At 62.8% G+C, this 23,598-nt stretch carries 20 protein-coding genes; 7 read left to right on the top strand and 13 right to left on the bottom strand.

The genetic code is table 11. The annotated features are described in order from the left end of the window. Window positions 1-2: 2 nt before the first annotated feature. Entirely contained in the window at window positions 3-362 is a 360-nt protein-coding gene (locus K3181_RS10455; RefSeq protein WP_221603060.1) for a hypothetical protein, read from the bottom strand. On the opposite strand from K3181_RS10455, the gene K3181_RS15655 reads away from it, so the two are divergent. After that, a complete protein-coding gene (locus K3181_RS15655; RefSeq protein WP_232730328.1) occupies window positions 261-470 on the top strand; it encodes a hypothetical protein in 210 nt (69 codons plus the stop codon). The genes K3181_RS10455 and K3181_RS15655 overlap by 102 nt on opposite strands. Next, window positions 467-736, top strand: a complete 270-nt coding sequence (locus K3181_RS10450; RefSeq protein WP_100868481.1) for an usg protein — start codon at window positions 467-469, stop codon at window positions 734-736. Before K3181_RS15655 ends, K3181_RS10450 begins: the two co-directional genes overlap by 4 nt. A 156-nt stretch (window positions 737-892) precedes the next feature. On the opposite strand, the gene rtcA is transcribed toward K3181_RS10450, so the two are convergent. From rtcA to K3181_RS10430, 4 genes are all read right to left on the bottom strand, one after another. Then, a complete protein-coding gene (rtcA, locus tag K3181_RS10445) occupies window positions 893-1,909 on the bottom strand; it encodes an RNA 3'-terminal phosphate cyclase (protein ID WP_221603059.1) in 1,017 nt (338 codons plus the stop codon). Continuing rightward, window positions 1,906-2,700 carry a nucleotidyltransferase domain-containing protein gene (locus K3181_RS10440; protein WP_221603058.1) on the bottom strand — a complete coding sequence of 265 codons (795 nt, stop codon included), beginning with the start codon at window positions 2,698-2,700 and terminating at the stop codon, window positions 1,906-1,908. The genes rtcA and K3181_RS10440 overlap by 4 nt, the downstream gene beginning before the upstream one ends. Before the next feature lie 43 nt (window positions 2,701-2,743). Next, on the bottom strand, window positions 2,744-3,970 hold the full coding sequence (locus K3181_RS10435; RefSeq protein WP_221603057.1) for an RtcB family protein: 1,227 nt from the start codon (window positions 3,968-3,970) through the stop codon (window positions 2,744-2,746). Between the two features lie 797 nt (window positions 3,971-4,767). Next, window positions 4,768-6,339 (bottom strand): vWA domain-containing protein, encoded by a 1,572-nt coding sequence (locus K3181_RS10430; protein ID WP_221603056.1) that lies wholly within the window; start codon window positions 6,337-6,339, stop codon window positions 4,768-4,770. Between the two features lie 268 nt (window positions 6,340-6,607). Here K3181_RS10430 and rtcR point away from each other — a divergent pair, with 268 nt between their 5' ends. The 5 genes from rtcR (at window position 6,608) to K3181_RS10405 (ending at window position 13,986) form a co-directional block, all read left to right on the top strand. After that, window positions 6,608-8,194, top strand: a complete 1,587-nt coding sequence (gene rtcR / locus K3181_RS10425) for an RNA repair transcriptional activator RtcR (RefSeq protein WP_221603055.1) — start codon at window positions 6,608-6,610, stop codon at window positions 8,192-8,194. Window positions 8,195-8,549: 355 nt separating this feature from the next. Next, window positions 8,550-10,202 (top strand): sensor histidine kinase, encoded by a 1,653-nt coding sequence (locus K3181_RS10420; RefSeq protein WP_221603054.1) that lies wholly within the window; start codon window positions 8,550-8,552, stop codon window positions 10,200-10,202. Continuing rightward, entirely contained in the window at window positions 10,199-10,834 is a 636-nt protein-coding gene (locus K3181_RS15820; protein WP_221603053.1) for a response regulator, read from the top strand. Before K3181_RS10420 ends, K3181_RS15820 begins: the two co-directional genes overlap by 4 nt. Before the next feature lie 134 nt (window positions 10,835-10,968). Continuing rightward, entirely contained in the window at window positions 10,969-11,472 is a 504-nt protein-coding gene (locus tag K3181_RS10410; RefSeq protein WP_221603052.1) for a hypothetical protein, read from the top strand. A 96-nt stretch (window positions 11,473-11,568) separates the two neighbouring features. Then, window positions 11,569-13,986, top strand: coding sequence for a hypothetical protein (locus K3181_RS10405; RefSeq protein ID WP_221603051.1), 2,418 nt, complete (start codon window positions 11,569-11,571; stop codon window positions 13,984-13,986). A gap of 415 nt (window positions 13,987-14,401) precedes the next feature. On the opposite strand, the gene K3181_RS10400 is transcribed toward K3181_RS10405, so the two are convergent. From K3181_RS10400 to K3181_RS10365, 8 genes are all read right to left on the bottom strand, one after another. Next, on the bottom strand, window positions 14,402-15,325 hold the full coding sequence (locus K3181_RS10400) for an acyl-CoA thioesterase (protein ID WP_221603050.1): 924 nt from the start codon (window positions 15,323-15,325) through the stop codon (window positions 14,402-14,404). Between the two features lie 21 nt (window positions 15,326-15,346). Continuing rightward, a complete protein-coding gene (locus K3181_RS10395) occupies window positions 15,347-16,387 on the bottom strand; it encodes a hypothetical protein (protein WP_221603049.1) in 1,041 nt (346 codons plus the stop codon). Then, window positions 16,384-17,400 (bottom strand): GNAT family N-acetyltransferase, encoded by a 1,017-nt coding sequence (locus K3181_RS10390; protein ID WP_345725489.1) that lies wholly within the window; start codon window positions 17,398-17,400, stop codon window positions 16,384-16,386. Before K3181_RS10390 ends, K3181_RS10395 begins: the two co-directional genes overlap by 4 nt. 19 nt (window positions 17,401-17,419) lie before the next feature. Beyond that, window positions 17,420-18,298, bottom strand: coding sequence for a cupin-like domain-containing protein (locus K3181_RS10385; protein ID WP_221603047.1), 879 nt, complete (start codon window positions 18,296-18,298; stop codon window positions 17,420-17,422). Then, window positions 18,295-19,362 (bottom strand): GNAT family N-acetyltransferase, encoded by a 1,068-nt coding sequence (locus K3181_RS10380; RefSeq protein ID WP_221603046.1) that lies wholly within the window; start codon window positions 19,360-19,362, stop codon window positions 18,295-18,297. Before K3181_RS10380 ends, K3181_RS10385 begins: the two co-directional genes overlap by 4 nt. Before the next feature lie 236 nt (window positions 19,363-19,598). Beyond that, complete coding sequence (locus K3181_RS10375) at window positions 19,599-21,755, bottom strand: sodium-translocating pyrophosphatase (protein ID WP_221603045.1); 2,157 nt, start codon at window positions 21,753-21,755, stop codon at window positions 19,599-19,601. 155 nt (window positions 21,756-21,910) lie between these two features. After that, window positions 21,911-22,774 (bottom strand): thiamine-phosphate kinase, encoded by an 864-nt coding sequence (thiL, locus tag K3181_RS10370; protein WP_221603044.1) that lies wholly within the window; start codon window positions 22,772-22,774, stop codon window positions 21,911-21,913. 56 nt (window positions 22,775-22,830) lie between these two features. Then, window positions 22,831-23,568 (bottom strand): hypothetical protein, encoded by a 738-nt coding sequence (locus tag K3181_RS10365; protein ID WP_221603043.1) that lies wholly within the window; start codon window positions 23,566-23,568, stop codon window positions 22,831-22,833. Window positions 23,569-23,598 lie beyond the last annotated feature (30 nt).

Here is a 23,598-nt window from a genome sequence, read left to right as displayed (position 1 = left end):
ACTTACAGCGCCTCCCCCGGATGATCGGCAGGAGGCAGTGCGCGATCTAGTTTTGCTGAAAACGGCTTCAAGAGGTCCAAACCAAATTTTTTGGCACTCGCCGATTGCGACTGCCAATGGGCACTTTCCGTACGCCTTATCAGGGACTTGACGGTCTGAAATGGACTCACAAAATATGGTGAGCGGAGCAATCCGCAGTGAGTGATCAGCGGCAAGGCAGAAAGGAGGATGTTCCTATGTCGCAACCATTGGCGCGCTACCTGCATCCGTTCGATGTAGCGCATCATCCCTCGCTTGAGCCCGAAGTGAAGCGAGCCATCCTGGCTTCCTGGGCGTCCGATCGGCATGCCGTCGAAAATCATCCTGCAATGCGCCAGCCTCCCGAACTCAAAGCTCCGGTTTCCGTTGACGATGTATTCGCGGCACTGCGCTCGCTCGACGGCCCAGACAGCCAGCCCACACTGCAATGACCGACCGCGCTTTCCTGGTTCAGCTGGAAGGATACGGGCTGACCACGGCAGAAATCTGCTATTTCATGCCGGATTACCCCTCGCTCCTGCAGATTTATGCCTGGCAGGAATACGATGCAGCACCGGATTTTCCGGTGCTGTTCGATTTCCTCGCGCATTGGCGGCGCGAGATCGAGGCGGAGATAAGGTCAGTCCGAATCGCCCATGAGAAAATGATCCGGCCAGCGAGCTGGCGTTCGGCGGACGGCGTGATCTCGTGGGAGTAGCAGAGCCGGGTGATTGAGCTTGCAGGCCCGTATTCATGCTAATGGAAACGAACTGCTGACTAGTAAATTCTAGAAACCTTCGCCCACTTGAGAGGCTGCTTTCCCATTTTCTCGCACTGAAAGCTGCCAGTCGGTTTCCGGCCCCATTCGCGCCGGTCAGCAAACCTCTGCAAGATGTGCTCCATCAGCGGTTTCCGAGAAGCGAAAACCCCTCCCCGAAAATCGTTCGATCAGGTTCACAGCGGTGCGGGTGTGCTCGCTGAGCTTGACTGTGGTGAACGCTCCACGACCCGCCATTACGAACGGCAGCAGCAACTGGTCCTGGAGGTAAGGTCCGGCAAAGGCCTGCGACGCCAGATAGCCCGCCATTCGCTTGGCCGCTGTCTTTGCCAGGCGCTCCGCAGGCACTCCAAGTTTGCCGAAGCCAGACATGACTTCGGTGACATGTTCGAATTCGGCTTCCATCAGCAGGGCATTTCCCGGGCCATTCTCGGCCGGGAGTTGCACAGGCGTGAAGGCTTCTTCCGGCCATTCAGCGAGCACTTTTCGCGCCGCCTTCAGTTCGCGGTCAGCGATGTCGAACAGAATCCCGGCGATCAAGGCCTCTACCTTGCCCGCCTTGAACGCGCCGCGCGTTACGCATTCGATCGGGTGCAAGGGCGCTGGATCGATCTCCACAACAATGCGCCCGCCGCCGCGCGGGTAGAAGCCGTGACGCTCGAGCGTGATAGAAAGCTTTGGTCCCATCCGCTCCAGCACCGGCAGCAGCGTCTTTTGCAGGAATTCGAAAGGCGGCGCCGCCATCGCATGTGTCCCGCCCTCGATCACCAGCCGTGACGGCGCATCGGCCAGCATCAGCGGCACCAGCACGGTCTGGAGCACCAACCCGGTCGAACCGGCAGTGCCGACGGCGAAATGGTATTCGCCGGGTGCAACAGTGCCAGGCCGAAAGGTCAGTTCGCTCGCACCAACCGTCAGCCCGGAGCATTCCGCTCCGCCGATGGCGCAGGCCGCTTCCAGCGCGGTGACATGTTGCCGCATCAGGCCGGGCTTGGCCCTGCGACCGCGAATGTTCCGGATGGTGAATGGCTCGCCGGTCAGGAGCGACAGGGCCGCAGAATACCGCAGCACCTGTCCGCCGCCTTCACCTTCTGAGCCGTCGATGGTGATCATTCTTTTTCTACCAATTCAAGGAAAAGCGCTTCGGCCTCGTCCGCAAAGTTCGCCTTATCGGTGCGCTCTGGCACTTCGCCAGCGCGTTCGAGCTCACCTATTACCAATCGCTCGATATCGGGCAGTCTGATGGTGTTTCCCGCTTCGTTGGTTTTCGCCTTTTGAGCGATCAGTTCATCGACCTGATCGACCAGGACCCCATCCAAGTCAGCCGCCTGCATCAGCGGCACCATGCTCATCGGCGGGCGCCTCGACGGATCGAGGCGCAGCGCACGTACGGACAGCGCCGGTCGCAGCGCGTAGAAATAGCGCTTCACGGCGATCTCGCCGTTTGGGCCGAGCCAGCGATCTACCGAGCTCCTACCAAGGCTCGCGTAATGCAACGCGTAGCCACGAGGGCTAAAGTGACGGCTAGCAAGATCGGCCAACTGCTCCACCACGGGATCGTCAACAATGTAGCGGATGGGGCTTTCGAGCCACTCGGACAGCACTGCGTTGTGCTTGAGCATAAGGCCTAGCGCCTTGCGAATATCACATCCATTGAGATCGATGTCATCGACAATCGGCCGTTCGACCACATCGCGAACCGGCTTGAGCGCCAGATAGTCACGGCGAGGCCGGACGTAGAGAGTGCGCACGTCGTAGTCGCTGTCAGGCGATGGAAAGCCCCATGCACGCGAACCGGATTCCACTGCCATCAGCAGGCGCACGCCGTCCTCACTCGCTGCACTGGCGAGACGGGCCTCGATATCGGCGCGCACGTCGGGCGCGATGGCCAGCGTATCCTGCATCGAAATTATCTTTGGTCACTTGGCGGTAGCGACGTGAAGGGCGCTAACCCTTCACGCACACCACCTGTTTCAACGTATGGACGATCTCTACCAGATCGGCCTGCGCGGCCATCACGGCTTCGATCGGCTTGTAGGCCTTGGGCGTTTCATCAATCACGCCCTCATCCTTGCGGCATTCGACGCCGGCGGTATCGGCGATATGCTCGTCGAGAGTCACCAGCTTCTTCGCCTGCGTCCGGGACATCACGCGCCCTGCGCCGTGCGAGCAGCTGTCGAAGCTCTCGGCATTGCCCAGCCCGCGCACGATGAAGCTCTTCGCCCCCATCGAGCCGGGGATGATCCCCATCGTGCCCTTCGCCGCCCGCACTGCACCCTTGCGGGTGACGAGCACGTTTTCGCCGAAGTGGTTCTCGCGCGTCACATAGTTGTGATGGCAGTTCACCGCTTCGCATTCGGCATCGAACGGCTTGGCGATCTGGCTGCGCAAGGCATCGAGCACATGCGTCATCATCACGCGCCGGTTTAGCGCTGCGAAGTCCTGCGCCCACTCGACCGCTTCGACGTAGTCGTCGAAATGGTCGGTCCCTTCCGGGAAGTACGCGAGGTCCTGGTCGGGCAGGTTGATGTGCCATTTGCGCATGTCCTGCTTGGCCAGCTCGATGAAGAACGTGCCGATGGCGTTACCCACCCCGCGCGAGCCCGAGTGGAGCATGACCCACACGCGCTGCTCGGTATCGAGGCAAAGCTCGATGAAGTGGTTGCCGGTTCCCAGCGTCCCCAGATGCACGAGGTTGTTCGTGTTCTTGAGGCGCGGGTACTTGGCGACGATCCGGCCGAACCGTTCGGCTAGTTTCGCCCAGGCATCGACCACGGCCCGAGGCGGATCGCCCCACGAACCCTTGTCGCGCTTACCCCGGCCCACATCGCGGCCATGCGGCACCGCCGCCTCGATCGCGGAGCGAATACCGGCAAGGTTGTCCGGGAGGTCGCTTGCGACGAGCGAGGTGCGCGCCGCCATCATCCCGCAGCCAATGTCGACACCGACCGCGGCCGGGATCACTGCGCCTTTGGTCGGGATCACCGAACCCACGGTCGCGCCGATCCCGACATGGACGTCGGGCATGGCCGCAACATGCTTGAAGATGAACGGCATCTTCGCCGCCTTGGTCAGCTGCTCGCGCGCCTTGTCGTCAACGGGAACACCGCGGGTCCACATCTTGATCGGCGACCCGCCGTCCACCTCCTGATATTCATACGTCGTCTGGGTCATCGCGACCTCCTCATGCTTCTTCATAGGTGCTGGCGACAAGTTTTGGCGAGACTTCTCCGCATGTTGCCATGCGGGGGCGGGTTCGAACCGCCTGGTTACCGATGTAGTCCCGACCGGCATTCGCCAGCGCTTATGTAATTCTGCGCTATCGCTTCGCTGCGTGAGCGCGGTGTGCTGGCGGCGAGTGATTGATGAGACGCTTTACTGAGCTACTCCGGTTGCCCGGGGGCGGACTCGGACCGCCGACCTCCTGCTTTCGCAGGCGCTCTACCCATGTAGTCCCACCGGCATCCGCCAGCGTTAATCGATACTCGGTTCACGGCGACGAGGTTTGGGCAAGACGTTGCCCCGAGGGGCGCCGCTCTATCCGCTGAGCTACGGGCCCGCATCTGGTGGACCCGGCGGGATTCGAACCCGCGACCTGCATCGTGCAAGGATGTAGTCCTGACCCGGCATTCGCCGTGAATTTGGAAAACAGTCGTGGCGACGAGAAATGTCGAGACGACGGCCCTTAAGCTACTACTCCAAGCGGGATTTGAACCCGATCTCTCCAGACCGCTTGCGCGACGATGGAGCGCTTTTCCCGACGGGGCCTTTCATGGTGGAGGATGTAGTCCCAGACTGCATTCGCCACGGCTGCTTTCCAAAATAAAATTTCATTTTCGAAGGTCGCGGCGACCAGAGTTCGGAAAGACGCTCTACCAACTGAGCTACCGCCGGTTTCCCGTCGGGCGGGGCTCGAACCCGCGACATATGTAGTCCTTCCGGCATTCGCCGCGACCTTGTGTGTTCCTTCCTTAAATCTCCACTTCGTTGACGATCTCGACCCAATCTTTCGCATCGCCGTTGGCGAAGCGCGCCATTGCGTCGAACACCGCGTCGGTGAAACCACCGACATTCATGATGTCCTTGCGATCTTTCGCCTGCGTCGAGCCGTAAGGCTGGATGTCGATGCAGATCAGCTTCGCGCCCGGGTTACGGGCCTTCAGCTTGTTCCACTCCTTCATCGTCGCCGAAGCATCGCCATAGGACCACGGACGCGGCGCATCGAACCAGGACTCGTTATCCGAGACGATGACTACGCTATCGACCATCGCCTTCTCGCGGTTCAGCAAGGCAAGCGGGGCCGAGACATTCGTTCCGCCGCCGCCGACCCCTGCCAGCTTGGCGGCATTCACCGCCACACGGGCCTTGGGATCAAGCTTGAGCTTCACCACGTCCACTTCGAACGGCAGAACGCGGGTCTGCGAATTGCTCCGCAACATCGCGGCCGATACCAGCGCAGCGACGTCGATACAGCGCACGACCGAAGTCGCGCCCTTGCGGTAACCGGTCGCAGGCGAGCTCATCGAGCCCGACACGTCCGGACACACCACGACATTGCCTTCCAGCACCGGGACCTTCGCAAGCGACAGGTCCAGAGCCTTCTCAAGCGCGGCCTGCACCGCCAGCGGGACGCCGTCACCGACCTGAGTCAGTGCGGTCATCAACTGGTAGGGCATTGGCTTGACCCGTGCGATGGCATCGGGATCGGCGAGCCGCTCAGCAACCATCCCGGTCACTCCGTCGATCTGGAACACTCCCTTACGCGCCAGCGTGTTGAGGTTCATCCGCAAGGCCTGCCACCCGATACGCTCGGCCAGCACGGCCCACTGTTTCGCGGTGAGCTCGAAGGCAGTCAGCCATTCGAAGGGCACATCGGGCAAGGGCCGCGAACGGTCCGCCTTCCACGCCTCGAATTCGGCGATCTCCTTCGGCAGCGCCGCGACATCATAGGGCTTGCCGATCAGCCAGCCGTAGAAGGCACGCCGCTCTGCCGAAGCCGGAGCCGGGTGAACCATCTTCACGATATCGGCCAGACTCGGATCATTCCCAGTCGCCGCCTGCATCAGCTGGCGGGTCGAGGCATTCTCCAGCCATTCACGCACCAGCCGCTTCGGCCGCGAGCCAAGCGACGTCCGCCCGGTCTGGCCCGATCGCATGATCTGTACAAAGTTGCGCAGCATGCGGCCGTTATCGATCACGCGCTTGAACACCGGGACCATCAGGTCCGGATCGGACATCGACAGCACTGCCGTCAGCAATGCCGGCATATCCTTCATCGCGCCCGACTGGCGAGCATAGATCGCACACTTGGCTACCCATTCGGCATCCACCGCCCAGGCTGCTTCGAGCACCTTGGCAAGCTGGTCCTGCGCATCGGCGTAGAAACCGTCCGACAACGTGCCGGTCGCCGCAAGCTGCGCGAGCAGGGCTTCGGGACCATAGGCATAGGCGTTGCCGCCAGCCTGGTTCACCGTGTCCGTGCGCGGCAGAAGCTTCGCCCCAAAGGACGAGAGCGCCGAGGAAAAAAGCGTCCTGTTGGCCAAAGTCCAACTCCATCATGAAACTTCATCGGGCTTTGGGCGGCCGGCCCATTCCGGCCGCCCGTTTCCCGCGTCTCGCCGGGTGTTCGACTTACCCGACGGTTTGGATAAAGCATGAGGCGTGCCATCTTTTATTCGCTCGCTGCAGATTTCTTATAGCACTTTGAAATATATACGATTCTTTAGACTCGATCCTCTCAACAGCGCATCGCAGAACTGCGAAAAAGCTATCTACTTGTATCGCAGATGATAAAATATTATCAAAACAGGAATGAAGCCCACTACTGTCATTGGTTTTCTCGGTTCAACACTCGATGCCGCAAAGTTTGGTCCGTCACGCTGGAACAAGTGGCGGCCCACGGTCAGCATCTGCATGCAGGAAGACCTGCGAGTGGATCGGTTTGTGCTGATCCACGGCAGCTATCACCGACGCCTCGCCGAATTTGTGATGCAGGATATTCGGGACGTATCGCCCGAGACCGAAGTCGTCCCCCACGTCATGGATTTCGAAGACGCATGGGACTTCGAGGAGGTTTATGGAAAGCTGCTCGACTTCGCGCGCGAGTTCGAATTCGATCCGGACACGCACGATTACCTGATCCACATTACCACCGGGACCCATGTGGCGCAGATCTGTCTCTTTTTGCTGACCGAGGCGCGCTATCTGCCCGGCAAGCTATTGCAGACACAGCCTCAAAAGGGAGCGCCGCAACCGATCGGCACGTGGGCCTCGATAGATCTCGACCTGTCGCGGTACGATTCCATCGCCAGCCGCTTCGCTGAGGCGAGTGTAGAAAGCACCAATTTCCTCAAGAGCGGGATCGAAACCCGCAACGCGGCCTTCAACCGGATGATCGAGGAAATCGAACAGGTCGCGGTTCGCAGCCGCGCACCGATACTCCTCATGGGACCGACCGGCGCAGGCAAGAGCCAGCTCGTGCGCAAGGTCTACGAGCTCAAGAAACTGCGCCACCAGGTCGAGGGGCCCTTCGTGGAGGTCAACTGTGCGACGCTGAAGGGCGACAGCGCAATGTCAGCGCTGTTCGGCCACAAGAAAGGTGCTTTCACGGGTGCAGTGCAGGACCGGCCCGGCTTGCTCAAAAGTGCCGACAAAGGCCTCCTGTTCCTGGACGAGATTGGCGAACTGGGGCTGGACGAGCAAGCCATGATCCTGCGCGCGATCGAGGAGGGGCGCTTCCTTCCGGTTGGCGCGGACACTGAGGCAAAGAGCGAGTTCCAGCTGATCGCCGGAACCAACCGCAACCTCATGGATGAAGTCGCCGCTGGCAATTTCCGCGAAGACTTGTTTGCACGCCTGAATCTTTGGACCTTCGCATTGCCCGGGCTCGCCGAGCGGCGCGAAGATATCGAACCCAACCTCGACTACGAACTTGAGCGCTTCGCCGAACGCGAGGGGACGCGAGTCACATTCAACAAGGAGGCACGGGACCGCTATCTCGCTTTTGCCGAGAGCCCTTCCGCCCGCTGGCAGGGCAATTTCCGCGATCTCGCTGCCAGCGTCACCCGCATGGCGACACTTTGCCCCACCGGCAGGATCGACCGCGAGGCAGTGGACTTCGAAACGGGCCGCCTTGCACGGTTCTGGTCAGGCGACAAGGCAGAGATAGTCGTTTTGACGGACTTGCTCGGAAAGGATCGCGTGGCAACGATTGACCCATTTGACAGGGTACAACTGGAATATGTGATTGAGGTGTGTCGACGCTCGACGAATCTTTCCGACGCAGGGCGCACCCTCTTTGCCGCCTCACGTGAACAACGCACATCGACCAACGATTCAGATCGCCTTCGGAAATACCTCGCCAAATTCGGGTTGGAGTGGACTGCGCTCGTAAAGTAGGCGCGTCAGCTTTCCGATCTGGGACTGCCAAAACCGGACAGTTTCCTTCCGGCCCCAAGGCTGTCAGTCCGCTGGAAGCTAATGCTGCCGGTCCGCTTTGCGCCCCATTTCGAACGTTTCGACAGTTTCTGAAGGCACCGAGGACCAGACCGGCAGCTATGTGTTGGTGCCGATGGCGAAGAATTCGGAGCAGGCGGCATTCGTGCTGCTCTTGCCTCACAAGCGATCCGGTAACGAGCAGCGACGAGTACTGTCAACGATGCCGACTGCCCTAATTTGATACGGCGAATTCATTTGTCCCTTGCCAATCCGAAGCGCCAAGACGAAATCGCATGAGAACAGCCATAACGAGCACATGATGTTTCGACTGCCGGGTTCTGCCATCGCGCAGGCCTTCCGCTACAAATCGGGTCGCGTCGTTGCGGTTTGTCGCCTGCTGCTGGCGGGCATCTTCCTGTTCGCACTGTGGATCGATCCCAGCCAGCCGGTGCGGTCGAGCACGCTCGGCTACGTAATCCTCACCTCCTACCTAGCATTGGCTCTGGCCCTTGTTGCCGTGGCCTGGAAAAGCTGGTGGTTCGACTATCGGCTCGCTTGGACCATGCATGTCCTTGATGGAACTGCGTTTCTCGTCGCGATCTACTTCACCGAAGGTGCGGTGGACGAGTTCACTAGTCCCTTCCTTGCCTTTTTCGCCTTCCTCCTGATGTCGGCCACAATTCGCTGGGGTTGGCGCATCACCCTGGCGACCGGCACCCTCGTAACGACGTTGTATCTTGTCGTAGGGCTGTCAATGGAAGCTGCAGCAATCGACTTCGATAGCTATCGGTTCGGTCGGCGGGTTGCCTACATGGTGGTGCTGGGGGTGGTGCTCACTTGGTTCGGTCTCCAGCGCCAAGCCCCGATGGTCTCCCGCTTGCCCGTCGCCGCGGGCGACCGGCAGTTGCCGATCGATCAAGCCCTTTCATATGCAATGGCCGAGTTCGGTGCGGCCAAGGGTGCCATCCTGTGGTTCGACGACGAGGAGCCGGGGCACGAACTGGCGACCGCCGGCCTCCCCGACGACGCCGAATTCCCTGTGCGAGGAGCGCCCAAGACCAAACTTCCCTTCACCGATCATGCGCGCATTTTCGATCTGGCTGGAAATCGTGGAATTTTCAGGACCGACTCGCGGCTATCTCTCTACCGACCTGCGGGAATCGAAGATCGGAGCGATGTCTTCGGTCAGACGGAGGGGCTGACCTTCCCTTGCAGGAGCGTTCTGGGCCGTGGCGAGATCCTCCTGTTCGGGATCGAGGGAATGACCGTCGATCACCTCGAACTGGCCGAATACGTCAGCAAGGAAGTGGGAGCAGCCTTCGATCGACATGCAACCATGGCGCTTTCGCAGGAGGCAGCTGTCGTTCGCTTCAAGGAAAGCGTGGCGCGGGACGTGCACGATACGATCGCGCAGTCGCTTGCCGCCGTTGGAATGCAGCTGGAAGGACTGCGGCGCTTCATCGCGTCGGGCGGAGACCCGCTGCCGGAAATCAATGCGCTCAAGCAGGCATTGAGGACCGAGCAACGGCAAGTCCGGGCTCTGATCGAGCAGCTTCGCGATAGCGACGGCTACCCCATCGCTCATCGCGTTTCCGGGGCAGACCCCTTTTCGCAGCTTGCGATCGAGTTGGAAGCGATATGGAAGGCGGACCTGGATTTCGATTTCGACGCGCTGCGCGCCGGCGATTCCCGGTTCCAGCGTCAGCTTACGCATATATTGCGCGAAGCCGTGGCCAACGCGGTCCGTCACGGGAAGGCTACGCGGATCCAGACAATCGGCCGGGTCGAAGGGGAACGGATGCAGGTGGTAATTCGCGACAATGGGGCGGGATTCCCGGCAGGGTGGCATGGAAGGCCGCCGCGTACCTTGGCCGAGCGGGTGGACGAAATGATGGGAACGATCGAGCTGGATACCAGCGATGAGGGCACCATTTTGACCATCGGATTGCCGCTCGTGGGTGCGGCGTGACAAGCGTCCTTCTCGCCGACGACCACTCGTTCATGCGCGCAGGCGTGAGCGCGGTCCTTCGTGATACAGATTTCGAGATCGTCGCCACGACGTCCCGGGGAGACGATGCCCTCGCGGCGGTGAAGCGCCACGATCCCGACATGTGCATTTTCGACATCCGCATGCCGGGGAAAAGCGGCGTCGAATGCCTCATCGACATGCGCTCTTCGGGCGATACGCGCCCAGTGGTCCTCTTGACCGCGGAGCTAGACGACCGCCTGTTGATCGATGCGGTGCGGAACGGGGTCAATGGGATCGTCTTGAAGGATGGTGCCGAGGATGCGTTACTGCATTCGCTTCGGGCCATTCGTAACGGTGAAAGGGCAATCCCGCGTGACCTGCTGCATCGCGCGCTGAGCCTTTCGATTGATGGCCAAAGTCCCGACCCACTTGGTTCGCTCACCCGACGAGAACGGCAGGTCGCCGATCAGGTCTCGCTCGGCCTCAGAAACAGGGAAATTGCCGAGACGCTGGCGATGTCGGAGGGGACCGTGAAGGTCTATCTCTATTCGACGTATCAGAAGCTGGGCGTGAAAACCCGGACCGAACTCGCGCTCCTCATGCACAGAAGCGCCCCGAAATCGGACACCTAACTTTAGTTAGGAATCTCTTAACCCTTGGACAGATTTTTCCGTCGCGGCGAGCAGCGTATCTCTTCTGCATCCCGTGGGGGGACACAAGTCACAAGCGTCCCGTGGGCCTGACATTCTTTCAAGGGATTAAAAACATGCTTCGCAAATTCGCAATCGGTGCCGCTTGCGCGGTGGCCGTTCTCTCGACCGCAGCCATCGCTTCGGTGACGTTCGACCCGGCCACCGGGACCGGCTTCGTCGGGAAGGGTGACGTACAGCTGGCATTCGGCTGGAACAATGCCGCTGCCCAGGCGAACGCCAACGGGGTCACTTTCAGCTACAAGACCGAGACGACCTATGACGTGACCTGCGAATGGGACACTGTCGCCGGCAAGTCGGGCAACGTCGTCCACCACGAGATCACGGTGCCGAAGAACTCGAGCGTGCTTTCGGGCGTCGCCTATGATGCGCGCAAGTCGAACCAGTATACCGGCTACAACCTCACCGGTCTCGGCGCCTCGACCACGAGCGGGCAAACCGCTCCCGATCTCGGCGCAGCGTGCCCGGGCAACAATCCGGGTGTCGTCACTGCTGTCGATCTGATCAGCGAGACGGGCGGCCTGTTCGTGACGTTCAATGGAACGAGCAAGGAACTCTAATCGGTAGGTTCAAAAATCCCAATAGTCTCTGGGATCGGCCTCGGGGCGGTGGGCGATATTGCTTGCCGCCCCAATTTTTCCTTTGGGGTGGCATCAATGGCCGGATCGTTCGGAACTCTAGCGGGATCGGGTTCGGCATTGGCGCTGATAGCCTCCAGCTCGGCGTTTGCCGAGCAGCCTGCCCTTGCCCCGCAGGAGAACACCATTGTCGTCACCGGGGATCGCGCAGTGCACGCGGCGTTGCGAGGCATCGTGCCCGAGCGCAGCTATGAAGAAGCCGATGTCGCCGGGCGCGGTAGCTCGACCGTCGGCGAATTCATCGATGAAATCCGGATTGAAAACGGCGACGACGAAATCATCCTGCTGGTCGATGGCGAGCCAGTCGCCGACCTCGACGATCTGGCCGACTACCCGGCGGAAGCCATCGCCAATCTCGAAATCCTTCCTAGGGGAGCTGGCCAGCGGGTCGGGCGCGAAGCCAATCGTGGCGTCTACAGCCTTACCTTGAAGGACCAACTCCGCAGCCTGACACTCGCCGCATCGACAAAGTTGGCGACCGAAGGAGCATGGAGTGAGAAACGCGGCGAAGCGACGCTGACTCGGATCAAGGGGCGCGACCGGACGAACCTGACCCTGAGAATGCGCAATTCGGGCCGCCTGTTAGAGAGCGACCGAACCATTGCCGGTCGCGTTCCGACGGGCTTCGCCGATGCCGACTTTGTGTCGCCGCTCGACCCCACGCAGTTCAGGACGTTACGGCCAGATGCGAGGGAATGGGACGCTACCCTCATCGGCTCGACACGCTTCGCCCCCTGGCTGAGCGGAACCTATTCGCTGAGGGGCCGATCGGGAACCGATGAAGCGTTCAGCGGACTGCCCTACGGTCTGTTTATCGAACGGCTACCCGACAATACCGATCGCCTGTTGGCACTATACGGCGAAGCGCCACTGACGCAGCGCAGCGAGCGCAGGAGCGTTGGCGGCAATTTCTCCCTCAACGTAACGCAAGGGAACTGGCTGGCGGGATTGACCGGCCAGTTCACGCTGGCGGAACGGACCTATCGCAACGAGCGCGAGGAGGCGGACCAGTTCGGCCCGCGCGCATTGCCCGCCGGTCTCAACTACCGTTCCGGCATGATCGATCCCTTCCTTTCGCGCCGCCTGGATGTTTCCAGCGCGAACCAGAGGGACGCTTCGGTCCGCTTGTCGGTGTCGGGACCGATCCTGGAAGGACCTGCGGGGGCCGTCAGGGCCCGAGGGGCATCGGAAGTCGTCTTCGCACGGTTGGATTCGACAGAATCCTTGCCCGGGCAGGATCGGAAGCGCGGCTATTCGCGCGATGAGAAGCGGGTCGAGCTGGGACTGGATTTGCCTCTGGCCAGTAGGCGGGCGGGATTTCTTCCGGCCTTGGGCGAGGCATCGGCGGGTCTCGAACTCGTCGTCGGTTATCTCAAGGGGCTGCCGAACTCGCGCCGATCGACGCTTTCGGGATTGTGGCAGCCAGCCGCGGGACTGAGCTTCACCGGCTCGACCACAAGAACACAAATGCCACCAGCTATCGAGCTGCTTGCGGATCCCGTCATAATCTATGACGATGTCGCTTCATTCGACTTTATCCGTGGGGAAACCGTTTCGGCATCCATCGTAACCGGCGGAAATCCGGCGCTGCGCCCGCTGAATGAAAGGGTGCGCCAGTTCACGGCGAATGCATCGGTCTGGCAGGCGGCGAACATGCAGGTCTTCGCCGATTATCGTTCGGTTTCGCGACGCGACTTCGTCGCGGCGATCCCCCCAGCGAGCGCTGCGATCCTTGCCGCCTTTCCCGATCGGTTCGAACGCGATCCGCAGGGACGCCTCGTCCGGATCGACAGCAGGCCGGTGAACTTCAATCGGCAGGACCAGAAGGAGCTTCGCTACGGGCTCGGCTTCTCGATACCCCTCTACGACGACACCAGTTCGGCCGCCGCATCTGCCCCAAGAATGCCCCCGGAAGAGGGTGCGGCGGTCGAAACCTATGTCCAAACGTCCGTTGCAGCTGGTTGGCGACTTCAGGGCAATGCCGCGCACACCGTTGTCTTTCAGGACAGGGTCACGATCCGTCCGGGCCTCGCTACCATCGACCTCTTGCAGGGCGGTGCCATCGGTCTTGGAGGCGGACGACCGCGCCATCAATTCGATGCGAGCCTGACCCTTAGCCGCCGCGGCGCCGGTCTCGGCGTCTCGGCGCTCTATCGTGGAGCGAGCACGCTTGCGACGAGCGACAGCGCGACGGTGTCTCCCCTTCGTTTCTCACCCATTACGCTGGTCAATTTGCGCGGGTTCGTGGATCTGGGTGAGATGCTGAGCGATCAACCCTGGTCCAAACAGACGCGCTTGTCGCTGACGATCAACAATCTCGCGAACGACCGCCAAGTGGTCGCCGATCCGACTGGCTATGCGCCGCACCAGTATCAGGCTGCATACCGGGACCCCATAGGCCGCATTGTCGAACTCGAGTTGAGGAAGGTGTTCTGAGCTGCTCCATTATTCGCAGATGGAGAAGGAACTCTCTAAGGGCGAATGAGAGAGGGGCATGGCCCAAGCGCATGTCTCAGGGTCCGACCGATCATCGTCCCAAATCATCTCATGCGCTTCCGCTGCTTGCCTTTCGATTCCTAGAACCAGACGCTCACTTTACGGCCGCTTTTCCGACTTCATTCCGATTCGCCCTGGTCCATCGCCACACAATTTTCCTACACTCCCGGCCTTTGCTACTTTCGCCTCGGCTCTTTCCCCCCGTCGACTCCCGAACCGCTCCGCCTTGAGTACTGGGCGGAATTTTGCGCCTCGCTCCCCGTGTCACCCTCACGGGAAGTCGAAAAATACCGTTCCGTACCAGATACTTGTCTGGAAACGCGAAAGTGACACGCTGTCACCTTTGTCCGCTCCGCTACTTGCGGACGCGCTTGCGCATCATGCCTTCCTGCGCGACGCTTGCGACCAGTTCGCCCGCGCGGTTGAATATGCGACCGCGGTTGAAGCCGCGTCCGCCGCCGCTCCACGGGGCGTCGGTCGCGTAGAGCAGCCATTCGTCGGCGCGCGCCGGGCGGTGGAACCAGATCGCGTGGTCGAGGCTCGCGCCGACCAGCTCGCCGCGCATCCAGCTCAGGCCATGCGGCAGCGCGCTGGTGCCGAGCAGCGTGTAGTCGCTGGCATAGGCGATCACCGCGCGGTGGAGCGCGGCGTTCTCGGCGATGTCGGGCAGGGGGGCGACGGTGCGGAACCAGCTGTGCGCGCGCGGCTCGCTCGGCTCGCGGTTCATCCAGTGGAGCGGGCCGCAGCTGCGCATGTCGATCGGGCGCGGGCGCAGGAACAGCGCGCGCTGCGCCTCGCTCATCCGCTCGCCGGCGCGCTCGGCCACGGTGGCGCGCACATCCATGTCGCTCTCGAGCTCCTCGGGCGGGGCGACCTCGGGCATGGTCACGTCGTCGTGACTGAGGCCGTCCTCGGGGCGCTGGAAGCTGGCGGTGAGGTTGAGGATCGGGCGGGTCGAGCCGTCCTCGTCCTCCTGGCTCGCGACCACGCGGCGGTTGGCGAAGCTGCGCCCGTCGAAATCGCGCGCGGTGCGATAGGCGATGTCGACGCCTTCCTTGCCGCCGCGGAGGAAATAGGCGTGGAGCGAATGCGCCTCCATCCCCTCGGGCGCGGTCGCCTGTGCCGCCTGGAGCGCCTGGGCGATGACCTGGCCGCCGAACACGCGGCCGACGCCGCCGGGCTGCTTGCGGCCGGTGAATGCGTCCTCGCCGGTGCGGGTGACGGTCAGCAGGCGGACGAGGCCGGCGACGAGCTCTTCGGGGGTTTTTGGTTCGGTCACGCCCTCGGTCTTGCGGGCGGTTTACGTTTGCGTCAAGCGTCCGCCGGTGCGCCATTGCCGGAAAGCATAGGCGGCGAGGCCGATGCTGAAGAAGAACTCGCGGTATTCGGTGCTGTCGAAGATCGCGACCATCGTGTGGCCGAAGGCGAGATGGACGAGCTGCCCGATCACGACCAGCGCGGCGAGCAGCGACCACAGGAGGCGCTCGCCCCGTGCGCCGGAACTGCGGGCGAAGAGGATGCAGGCGAAGAGGCCGGTCCAGAAGGCCGCCTGCACCGGCGGCAGGTCCCAGTGGCTGTAGGTGAAGACCAGCATCGGCGCCGAGAGCGCGGCCACGGTCCGATCGGGGAGGAGGGGAAGCAGCGGGGCGACGAGCGGCCATGTCGCCAGCCGTTCGCGCACCAGCGGGAGCAGCATGAGGAACACCCCGGTGGCCGAATAGAGCGCGAACTCGGTGATGTCGGTCTGGAGATTGTGGAGGTTGAATTCGCCCTGCCAGTTTTCCGCCGCGACGCTCGCAGGCGTGGCGAAGCCGATCTGGCGCTGGAACCAGCTGACCTCTTCCATCCCCATGAGGAAGAACAGCGAAATGAAGCCGAGCCCGAGCAGGACGTGAAGCCAGCGCCACGGCGTGCCGATGGGTTCGCGCATCAGCTGGCGCTGGCGGAGGACCATGAATCCGCAGGCGAGGAACAGGGCGAGCGCAGTGCTCCATTCGATGGCCGAATCCTCGGCGCTCATGCGCTGGTAGAGGCGAGGGTCGGCGACCAGCACCAGCGTTGCGCCCACCGCGAGTAGCGCAATGCCGTAGGCGAGGAGGGTGGCTCGCCCGCCGACCTGCGCGCTCGACCGCTCGACGATCGGCATCCGCGACAGGCTGGTTACCAAACCCAGCGAGGCGAGCGCGATGAGCAGGGTCCGCAGCCAGTGCCACGCGCTCGTGCCGGGCACCTCTTCGCGCGCGAAATGCCAGCCGAAGGCCGCATATTCGTAGATCGCCAGCCCGGCGAAGAGCGCCAGCAGCACGGCGGCTGCGACTATGACTGCAGTCGAGCGGTTCATGCAGGACGCTCCCACCAGTGTCGGAGAACTGCGGCCGGAATGCGGCCGCGAACGAACAGCAGGTCGACCATTTGAGGCCCCGCCTGCGCCCCCATTTCGCTCTTGTAGCCGGCGTCGCCGAGGCCCCAGCTGATCGTCGTCACCCCAGCTTCGGCGGCGCGGGCGAAATCCTCGTAGAGCAGCACGCGACCGGGGCCGAAATTGGTGAAGCGCTCGTCGTAATTGTTGGCGATGTAGTAGCGTACGCCTCCCGCCTCGACGCCGAAGGTGAAGGCCGCGGGGACCTCGCCGATCCACATCATGCTGCCGAACAGCATGGCGGCGAGGACTGGGTCGCTGCAGAGCGATTCCCAATAGGCGCGCATCTCCGGGTCGCGGAACTTGGTGTCGCCACCATCCGCGAGCGTCCCGAGCCAGCTGGCTGCCTCGATCGCGGCCATGGCGTCGCGCTGTCCGGCGGTCCAGTCGCGGCCGGTGAAGACTTCGGTGTGCAGCGCGCCGCCTTCCTCCTCGAGCCGACGCTTGCGCCAGCGGTTCTTGCGCTGCGTCTTGGCGGAGGGCCAGTCGCCGGAAGCGGTGAGCACGGCAAGGTCGAGCACGAAAACGGTGCCTAGAGGACGGGTCAGCACGTGCCATCCTGCCAGCCGGGCGGCGGCGACAAGCGTGTCGAGTGCGGGATCGCCCGCTTCGGCTGGGCCGAGCCGCCATGCGTGACCGAGATAGCTGGCGTCGGCAGCAAGAGCTTGGGCAAGGTCTTCGGGGACTATGCCCGGTGCTACCGGGACGCCGCGGAATGGCCAGTAGGAGCCACCCACTTCGCGCAGGACGAGCGGGCCCTTGCGGCGCTCGACCAGCGCGAATGCGGCGAGCGGCGAACCATCGCCTCTCCGGGCTGCGAACCGGACAGGTGCGTCGGCAAACCACGCGCTGCGCAGGAAGGCGCGATGCGGCGCGTCCGTGGCGGCGAGCGTATCGAAGATTGCCGCCTCGTCGAGCCATCCCTCCCCAGACACGTTCGCTCCCATCCCGCGATCAGCTACGCGGTCTCGATGCCTTGCGCCATGCCCGGTAGGCAAGCGACTTCGCCTGGTTGCGCACCGGCCAGCGACCCGGCGGGCGCGGCGTCAGGCCGAATTTGCGCACCGTTCCGTTGAAACACCGCGCGCCCGCTTCGGCATAGCTCCATTCGCTGCGCCAGGTGATCGACAGCGAGATCGAGCTCTCCGGCCCGTTGCGCACGAAATGCGGGGCCATCACCGGCACGAAGACCGCTTCGCCCGGCCCGATCGCAAAGGGCGTGCCCTCGGCCAGGAAGGCATCGTTCCAGGGCAGTTCGCGGGGGCCGCCGAGATGGTAGCTTTCGTGGACTTCGTCGGGAGCATAGCGGGCATCGCCCGCGGGGAACTGCGTCATCACCTTGCTGCCCTTGAGCTGCAGCAGGATGTTGTGTTCGGGGTCGAAATGATAGGGCGTGACCGCATCGGGGCTCGAGACGAAGATGAAACCCTGCGGGGTGAGCAGCTCGCCCGTGGTCGCCGAAATCACCGGGCGCAGTTCGTCGAGCAGGTCCATCAGCAGGGCGCGGTAGGACGGCGCCTGTTCGATGTTCTTGAGCACTGCCCAACTATCGCTGGTGGCGATATGGCGGATCGTCTCACCGATCGCGAGGTCCGTCGCCCCGGGTTTTCCGTCGACGCCGATCGGCAGGTTGCCGCGATTGTATTCGATCGAGCTCTCGGGGAGCGCTTCGGCGAGCTCGGCCAGCGCATCGAGCGCCATGCGCGGGTCGTCCTGCAGCGTGTGGCGCAGCACATGTGGGGTTTCGGGATAGGCACGGGCAAAGGCGTCGCGCGATTGCTTTGGGAACACGCCCGTGGCGGTGTCGAACAGTTTCGGATCGTGAACGGTCATCGCCGTGCCTCCTCGCGGCGGAGTTCGATCCCGGTCAGCAGGGCGCCGATCGCGCGCCGCAGCGTTCCGCCGATGCCGATCGACACCATCGCCATCTCGCGGCGGTCCGACCAGATCTGTTCGATCATCGGATTGCCCGGCACCGCACAGCTGTCGGACAGCTCGATATCCGCGCGATGGAGCAAAGCGAGGTTTTCGACCTGCAGGAGCGTTCCGGGCGAATATTTGCGATAGGCCTCGTCGAATGCCGTCTTGAAGCCGAAGCTGAAAGGCGGGGCGATGAAGTTACACAGCATGGCTATCGGCTTCCCGTCGAGCTGCAGGGACAGCCGCTCGAGGCGCCCTTCGACGGCCGCGCCGAACAAGCTTTCGCGGAACAATGCCTCGGTCTGCGGCGCGCTGGCGAGCGACGATCCCCGGTCGCCCTTCCAGCCCGAACGTTCGAGGGTGAGGAAGCCGTCGATCCAGTCGTCGATCCCCTCGGACTGCGTGCTGCGCGAGAATTCCAGCTTGCCGATCTCCTCGAGCCGACGCCGCTTGCGGGCCAGTTCCTTGCGGCGCTTCTTCTCCAGCGTCCGGGAGAGATGCTCGTCCGGCGAGACGCCCCTGCGCAGGGCAGCCCGCTCGAAAAGCTTGACCGGGGCGAAGCTGCGGCCCGAATCCGCGCACAAATCGCGCAATGTGCCGAAGGCCAAGCCATCGGTCGGCAGGCAGGCGAGGTGGAGGAACAGGCTCGCGCGCTGGTTGCGGTCGCACCACGCGAGAAGCTGCTGCCAGAAGGACGTCGAATGGCCGCGTGCTACCAGCGGTTCGCCACAGAAGCAGTTGGGATGAATCCAGTTGGCCAGATGCGGCAGGTAGTGACCGCTGTAGTCGGTATCGCGCCATAGCGGCATGAGCGCGACCAGCCGCCCGTCCTCGACCAATGTCGCGAGTAGGATCTTCCCGTCGGGGTCGAACTGGGCGAGCGACGGTGCGAGAAACCAGTGCTCGTGGAAGGGATTGGCAGTCGCCGCGTCCCGCGCGAGATCGGCCCAGCCTGCGGCGAGCAGAGGAGCGATCATCGTACGCCAAGGAACGACCGAAAACCCGTCGGGGAGGGGCGCTGGCCCGAATGCCCTCACGGGTATGCCGACCGTCGGCTTCTCAACAAGGTCGGCGATATTCGACAAGGGTACCCTCCGCTACGGAGACACCCCTATGGCGCAAAGGCGCTTAAAGCTGGTTAATGCGCTGAAAAGATTAAGGGCGGCGGCACCCGTGGATGCCGCCGCCCCGATTGGCTACGATGATGAAGCGATCAGCCCGCCGCGAGAGCTGCCAGCAGCAGCAGGGCGACGATGTTGGTGATCTTGATCATCGGGTTCACCGCCGGGCCCGCGGTGTCCTTGTAGGGATCGCCCACGGTATCGCCGGTCACCGCGGCCTTGTGGGCTTCGGAGCCCTTGCCGCCGTGGTTGCCGTCTTCGATGTACTTCTTCGCATTGTCCCACGCGCCGCCGCCGGCGGTCATCGAGAGTGCGACGAAGATACCGCCGATGATCACTCCGAGGAGCAGCGCTCCGACGGCGGCAAAGGCGTTTTCCTGGCCTGCGAGGAAGAAGATCGCAAAATAGACCACGATCGGTGCGAGGACCGGGAGCATCGAGGGTACGATCATCTCCTTGATCGCGGCCTTGGTGACGAGGTCCACCGTGCGGGCATAGTTCGGCTTGGAAGTGCCGGCCATGATGCCCTTGTCGTTGGCGAACTGCTCGCGCACGTCGACCACCACGTCGCCCGCGGCGCGGCCCACGGCGGTCATGCCCATCGCACCGAAGAGGTACGGGAGCAGCGCGCCGAGCAGAAGGCCGACGATCACGTAGGGATTCTCGAGGCTGAAATCGACGTCCGCATCGGGGAAGAATTCCGCGAGGTCGGTCGTGTATGCAGCGAAGAGGACCAGTGCGCCGAGGCCAGCCGAACCGATGGCATAGCCCTTGGTCACGGCCTTGGTGGTGTTACCCACCGCGTCGAGCAGGTCGGTCTTCTCGCGAACGCTGTCGTCGAGACCGGCCATTTCGGCGATGCCGCCCGCATTGTCCGTCACCGGGCCATAGGCGTCGAGCGCAACGACCATGCCCGCAAGTGCCAGCATGGCGGTGGCCGCATAGGCGATACCCATCAGACCGGCGAGCTGGAAGGTGGCGATGATGCCGGCCACGATCACGAGCGTGGGCAGGGCAGTCGATTCAAGGCTGATGGCGAGGCCCTGGATCACGTTGGTGCCGTGGCCCGTTTCCGAGCTCTTGGCGATCGAACGGACCGGACGATAGTTGGTGCCGGTGTAATACTCGGTGATCCAGATGATCAGGCCGGTGATGGCGAGGCCGATCAGCGCGCAGATGAAGAGGTCCATGCCGGTAAAGGCGATGACCTGTTCTGCCGTGCCTTCCTCCGCCAGCGGAGCACCCGGGTCGACGCCGATGGCCGAACCGCCGAGCTCGGTGCCCATACCGCCCAGCGCGTAGCTCATGACGAGCCAGATCAGCGGGATTGCCAGGATGGCCGAAACAAGGAAGCCCTTGTACATCGCACCCATCACATTCGTGCTGCCCTTGCCGAGCTTCACGAAGTAGGTGCCGATGATGCTGGTGACGATGCACGCGCCGCCGATCAGCAGCGGGAGCGCCATCATCGGCATCAGCAGGTCGCCGAGGCGTTCGCCGAACAGCAGCGCGGTGAGGACCATGGTCGCACCGACGGTGACGACATAGGTCTCGAACAGGTCGGCAGCCATGCCGGCGCAGTCGCCGACGTTGTCGCCCACGTTGTCGGCGATCACGGCGGGGTTGCGCGGATCGTCTTCGGGGATGCCTGCCTCGACCTTGCCGACGAGGTCGGCACCGACGTCGGCCGCCTTGGTGAAGATACCGCCGCCCAAGCGCGCGAAGATCGAGATCAGCGAGGCACCGAAGGCGAGGCCCACAAGGCCGTCGATCACTTCACGGCTGTTGGGAGCATGCCCGGCGGGGCCGGTCAGGTACCAGAAGAATACCGCGATCGCGAGCAGCGCGAGGCCTGCCACGAGCATGCCGGTGATGGCGCCCGCGCGGAAGGCGAGGGTGAGCCCCTGCTGCAGCCCGCTCTGTGCGGCGGCGGCGGTGCGCACGTTCGAGCGCACCGAGATGTTCATCCCGATGAAGCCTGCAACGCCCGACAGGATCGCGCCGATGACGAAACCGATCACCGGAATGATGCCGAGGAACACGCCCACGAGTATGGCCACGCCGACGCCGACGATGGCGATGGTGGTGTACTGGCGCTTGAGATAGGCCTGCGCGCCTTCCTGGATGGCGCCGGCGATTTCCTGCATCTTTTCGTTGCCGGCGCCGGAGCCCAGCACCTGGCGGCTGGTGACGAAGCCGTAGACGACGGCAAGCAGTCCCAGCACAATTGCTATGAGAACAAGGTCCACTGAAAAATTCCCCTCCCGATTGATCTTATATGTCTATGCGATCCTGCGCGGGAAACGCCGGAGCATGTGGGGCGTGGGTATAAGGGGCCTATGTTGCGTGACAAGGCCGAATTGCGCAGCAATCCGCGCTTATCGACCGCCTCCCGCGCAAGCGCTCAGTGCTGGTAGCCGAGCCCGTCTTCGGGGGTGACGATCTCGTTGTCGATCCAGAGCTCGTGACCGCCGTCCTCGGCGACCCGCCCGATGCAGGCTGAGGGAACGGGCAGCGGAGCATCGACGGGCGCGGTGAAGAGCAATTGGTAGTCGTCGCCCCACCGGATGCAGTCGTCCGCCCGGGCTGGGTCGGCGACGGGAATGCTGTCGCGTTCCAACTCGATCGTGCACCGGCTCGCCTTCACCAGGCGCCAGCAATCGAGCAGCAATCCGTCGGAAACGTCCATCATCGCGGTGACGACAGGCGCCAGCATCCGGCCTTCGGCGAGCAGCGGTCGCGGGCGGCGGTAGGCGAGGTCGTTCGCGCTGCCCGAACCGCGATCTTCGAGCCCAAGCATCGCCCGGCCAAGGACGCCGGTGACGTAGACCGCGTCGCCGACCTGCGCTCCGCGGCGATCGGGAACCGGCGTATGCGTGGCGAGGCCGATGGCGGTGCACCCCCAGCTGCGGGCCCCATCGATGCGCACGGTGTCCCCGCCGAGCAGAGGGACGTCATAGGCTGTGAGTATTTCGCCCAGCCCCGTCAGGAACCGCTCGTCGCCTTCGCCGAGCATGTGCGAGACGAGCACGCCGACCGGTTCGGCGCCCTTGGCGGCGAGGTCGGACAGGTTCACCGCGACCAGTTTCCAAGCGATGTCGGCCGGGTCCTCGTCCTCGCGGACATGCACGCCCTGGACGAGCGTATCGTGCGTCAGGACGAGGCTCTCGCCCCCGAATTCGAGAACCGCGGCATCGTCTTCGAGCCCGCGTGCGGCGGGATCACCGGCCAGCGCGCGCAGCGCGGCGACGAAGGTGCCTTCGTTCATGCTATGGACCTAGCGCGCCACGGGAGGGATGTCTGCAAGTCGGTGCAAGGCAGGCATCAGAACTTCTCGAATTCCGAGAGCGCGGGTTCCAAAAGGGCAGACCGGTCTTCATCTGAAACATTGCCCGCCGCTGCATGCAAGTAGCGCTTCGTCTGGTCCGCCCTAAGTTGTTCAGCCAGTTCTCGACGGACATCTACGCTCACGTCATCCCAGAACGGACCGCTTACCTTCGCCCACAAGCTCAAATCCCTTGCCTGATCGACAATGAAGGATGCCATCTGAAGTTGCGCATTTATCGCGGGGGAAGCGATCCACCGCTCCATCACTCGTGATGCCGGCTCACCAAGGGTCACAAGTCCGCAGATCCAATCGGGCACACCTATTCCCTCGTCGGGATGCTTCTCAAGCTCTGCGAGAAAGGCGGAATAGAAAAATTGGAGAACCGATGCCTGTTGATCGCTTGGCCATGATCGCCAATGAGCCAAGTTCAACTTTTCGGCTATGATTGGCGGCTCTGTTCCCAGCCAAGATGGGTTTGTGACTGAAAGCTCAAAGATGCGAGGCAGAAAATGCCGATAATCGCGGTCGTCGCCTGCTGTTGTGATCGCCCAACCACAATAAGGGCCAATCTGCTTATCTCCTAGTTCGCGTAGTGGTGCCGACGTGAGTGTTCGCCAGATCTTGTCTGCATCGCGATAGGGCGACGTACAAAGCTTCCCTGGGCGAGGTATGCAAGCGAACGCCGAGTAGTTTTGCTCGATGGCATCACGAAGATTGGCTTCTGCTTCGGTCATTCGAGGAAGATAGCGGTTGGCAAAGCGCCC

Source organism: Qipengyuania mesophila (genome assembly GCF_019711655.1).
GTDB classification, from domain to species: domain Bacteria; phylum Pseudomonadota; class Alphaproteobacteria; order Sphingomonadales; family Sphingomonadaceae; genus Qipengyuania; species Qipengyuania mesophila.
Note: the sequence above shows the minus strand (reverse complement) of the source record. Positions and strands in the feature narration are given on the sequence as shown.

Coding starts and splice junctions, on each gene's coding strand:
- thiL (WP_221603044.1), bottom strand. CDS start 22,774: ATGAACGAAGGCACCTTCGTCGCCGCGCTGCGCGCGCTGGCCGGTGAT.
- K3181_RS10455 (WP_221603060.1), bottom strand. CDS start 362: ATGATTTTCGACGGCATGCCGATCGGACGCCCAGGAAGCCAGGATGGC.
- K3181_RS10410 (WP_221603052.1), top strand. CDS start 10,969: ATGCTTCGCAAATTCGCAATCGGTGCCGCTTGCGCGGTGGCCGTTCTC.
- rtcA (WP_221603059.1), bottom strand. CDS start 1,909: ATGATCACCATCGACGGCTCAGAAGGTGAAGGCGGCGGACAGGTGCTG.
- K3181_RS10385 (WP_221603047.1), bottom strand. CDS start 18,298: ATGACCGTTCACGATCCGAAACTGTTCGACACCGCCACGGGCGTGTTC.
- K3181_RS10405 (WP_221603051.1), top strand. CDS start 11,569: ATGGCCGGATCGTTCGGAACTCTAGCGGGATCGGGTTCGGCATTGGCG.
- K3181_RS10440 (WP_221603058.1), bottom strand. CDS start 2,700: ATGCAGGATACGCTGGCCATCGCGCCCGACGTGCGCGCCGATATCGAG.
- K3181_RS10420 (WP_221603054.1), top strand. CDS start 8,550: ATGATGTTTCGACTGCCGGGTTCTGCCATCGCGCAGGCCTTCCGCTAC.
- K3181_RS10380 (WP_221603046.1), bottom strand. CDS start 19,362: ATGATCGCTCCTCTGCTCGCCGCAGGCTGGGCCGATCTCGCGCGGGAC.
- K3181_RS10395 (WP_221603049.1), bottom strand. CDS start 16,387: ATGAACCGCTCGACTGCAGTCATAGTCGCAGCCGCCGTGCTGCTGGCG.
- K3181_RS10365 (WP_221603043.1), bottom strand. CDS start 23,568: ATGACCGAAGCAGAAGCCAATCTTCGTGATGCCATCGAGCAAAACTAC.
- K3181_RS10435 (WP_221603057.1), bottom strand. CDS start 3,970: ATGACCCAGACGACGTATGAATATCAGGAGGTGGACGGCGGGTCGCCG.
- rtcR (WP_221603055.1), top strand. CDS start 6,608: ATGAAGCCCACTACTGTCATTGGTTTTCTCGGTTCAACACTCGATGCC.
- K3181_RS10450 (WP_100868481.1), top strand. CDS start 467: ATGACCGACCGCGCTTTCCTGGTTCAGCTGGAAGGATACGGGCTGACC.